This is a genomic window from Asaia sp. SF2.1, from assembly GCF_000505765.1.
Taxonomy (GTDB): Bacteria; Pseudomonadota; Alphaproteobacteria; order Acetobacterales; family Acetobacteraceae; genus Asaia; species Asaia bogorensis.
This window is the reverse complement of the sequence record NZ_AYXS01000034.1, coordinates 210,750-213,424: the sequence shown is the minus strand read 5'-3', so window position 1 is coordinate 213,424 and position 2,675 is coordinate 210,750. Positions and strand designations below refer to the sequence as shown.

The following is a 2,675-nucleotide window of genomic DNA, read 5'->3' as shown; positions in this document are numbered from 1 at the left end:
CTGACAGCGGCCACCACGCCCCAGAACCGCCCTTCAAAACCGATCTGATCACCCAGCAGGCGCAGCGTTTCGATACTGCCAATTCCGACAGCCACAATCACCGAGATCAGGGTAATGATGATGTTATAGCGCAGCTTGCGCAGCGGATCGACAAAGGCCCAGCGATAGGCCCCAAGCATGAGAACACCATCTGCCGTATCGACAAGGGCCATGCCAGCAGCGAACAGGGCAGGAAAGATCATGATCGCCGCAACCGAAACACCCCGGCTCGCCTGTGAGGCAGACAGCCCCAGAAGCGAAACCTCTGTCGCGGTATCGAAGCCGAGGCCGAACAGAAAGCCAAGCAGCACCATATGCCAGCTGCGCGAGACCAGTCTGAACAGCGGATAAAGCAGGCGTGACAGTAGCCCGCCCCGGTTCAGAAGCGCTTCGGGGTCGACCTCCTCGATCGCTCCACCAGCCCGTATGTGATGCCAGGCGCGCCAGGCGCCGCGCAGGACTATGAAATTCGTGATGGCCAGGGCAAACAGGAAGCCGGCAGAGACGAGTGTGCTGGCAATGCCACCAATATCACGCCACGCGCCAAAACGATCCTGCATCGCCTGAGACAGCAACGCCGTACCCAGCGCCGCCAGCACAACAATCAGGGAATGGCCGATGGCAAACCAGAACCCTGTCAGCAAGGGCTGACGCCCCATCTGGATGAACTTGCGCGTGACGTTGTCAATCGAGGCGATATGATCGGCATCGACAGCATGACGCAGGCCAAAACCATAAGCCAGCAGGGCATTGCCAAGCAGCAAGGGTCGATCGCGAAACATCACGAAGGTCCAGACCCAGAGCGCCATATTGGCCAGAAGCAGGCCAATCCCCAGCAGAGAAATGCGCCAGCGCAGCGACGGCGGAGACACCGGCAAGGTTTCAGCGCTCATTTCTGGCTCCCTCTGTGCCCGATCAAAGATCCCCGATGAGAACTCAATGCAGGCCTGACGGCATTTCGTGCACGTCGCAGCACGCAAGAAGGCAGGGTAAACTCGTTCACGAGAAGGGCTCTCCGCAACAACCGGATCATCCCGTCCGGTCTGGCCGTCAGACATGACAAGGGCAGGTCTCCTGGCTCACGGTTCATCGCTCCCCTGCCCCTTCCCGGATGACCTGCACCCAGTGGTTCCGGCAGGGCGCTCACCGCTCACAGTTGCGGGGACAGCTGCCGCCTCGCGCCCGATCCTTTCAGGATCAGCCAGCCCGTCCGACATTCCCTTTTCACTCACTCGCGCAAGACCCTCGACGGGTTCGACCCTACTGTTTCAACCAGGCGAAAGCCAGCGTTCAGCTGCCTTTATGCGGGTGTTTCTTCCATGCCTGAACCGTGCGTTTCAGGGGTTGCCCAACCGATATTGCCTCCCTTTTCAGGGAAACCATGCGCCTTTCCAGGCATTTGTTCGACCGAGACTTTGGTTCGGCCATGCGCCGGACACCAGATAAACGGGAGCAGAAAACGATGAGCGCCTATCGTACGATCAACCCCGCCACAGGCAAAACCGAGCGCGAGTTCGACCTTCACACCAAGGCACAGGCCTTTGAAAAGCTCGACGCCGCCCATGAATTCTACAGGAGTGACTGGCGTCACCGCAGCTTTGCCGAGCGCAAGGCCATCGTCAGCAAGGCGGCGCAGATCCTTGAGCAGAACAAGGAAAAATACGCCCGACTGATTTCCATCGAAATGGGCAAGGTTCTGCCCGAGGCCATTGCCGAGACCGAACTCTCTGCGAAGATCCTCGCCTATTACGCCGAAAACGCCGAGAAATTCCTAGCCCCGCGTGAGATCCCTGTCTCGGAAGGTCGTGCGACGGTCCTCAGCCAGTCTCTGGGTGTCATCTACTGCGTCGAACCCTGGAACTTCCCTTACTACCAGCTCGCACGCGTGGCAGGTCCCAACCTGATGGCCGGTAATGTCGTACTCGCCAAACACGCACCGAGTGTGCCGCAATGCGCTCTCGCCTTCGAGGCGCTGTTCCTCGAAGCCGGGGCACCCAAGGGCGCCTGGACCAATCTGTTCATCGACAATGATGTGTCGGAGGAACTGATTGCGCGCCCCGAAGTGCGTGGCGTGGCCCTGACCGGCAGTGAGCGTGCCGGCAGTGCTGTCGCCGCACAGGCTGGCAAGGCCCTGAAAAAGACCACGCTCGAACTCGGCGGCTCCGATCCGTTCATCGTGCTCGACGATGCCAATCTCGACGAGGTCATTCCCCGTGCCGTGGCAGGGCGCATGTCCAATAACGGTCAGGTTTGCACCGCCGCCAAGCGTATGATCGTTCATGAATCACTGGCCGACGAATTCGTACGTCGCCTCTCCGACGCCTTGGCCGAATTCCGCTATGGTGATCCGCTCGAGCAGGGCGTCACCCACGGCCCGATGAGCAGCGAAAACGCTATGAAGCTCGCACTGAGCCAGGTCGAAAAGGCAGTCGATCACGGGGCAAAGCTTGTTACCGGCGGCAAGAGACTCGATCGCGAGGGCTTTTTCATGCAGGCGGCCCTGCTGACGCATGTCACCAAGGATAACCCAATTTTCTACGAAGAGATCTTTGGGCCCGCCGCCATTGTCTACCCGGTGGCCGATGACGACGCCGCCATCGCGCTTGCTAATGACTCTCCGTTCGGTCTGGGCGGTT

General features: G+C 59.9%; 2 protein-coding genes and 1 riboswitch. Of the genes, one reads left to right on the top strand and one right to left on the bottom strand.

All coding sequences use genetic code 11. From position 1 onward, the window contains the following. Positions 1-932, bottom strand: a 932-nt coding sequence (locus P792_RS32135) for a HoxN/HupN/NixA family nickel/cobalt transporter (protein ID WP_035440269.1), incomplete at its 3' end; no start/stop codon positions are given. Positions 933-1,085: 153 nt separating this feature from the next. Next, positions 1,086-1,301: riboswitch (cobalamin riboswitch) on the bottom strand. A 200-nt stretch (positions 1,302-1,501) separates the two neighbouring features. Between P792_RS32135 and P792_RS32130 the strand changes: the two genes are divergently transcribed. Further along, the coding region (locus P792_RS32130; RefSeq protein ID WP_369794253.1) for an aldehyde dehydrogenase family protein at positions 1,502-2,675 on the top strand (1,174 nt) is incomplete at its 3' end.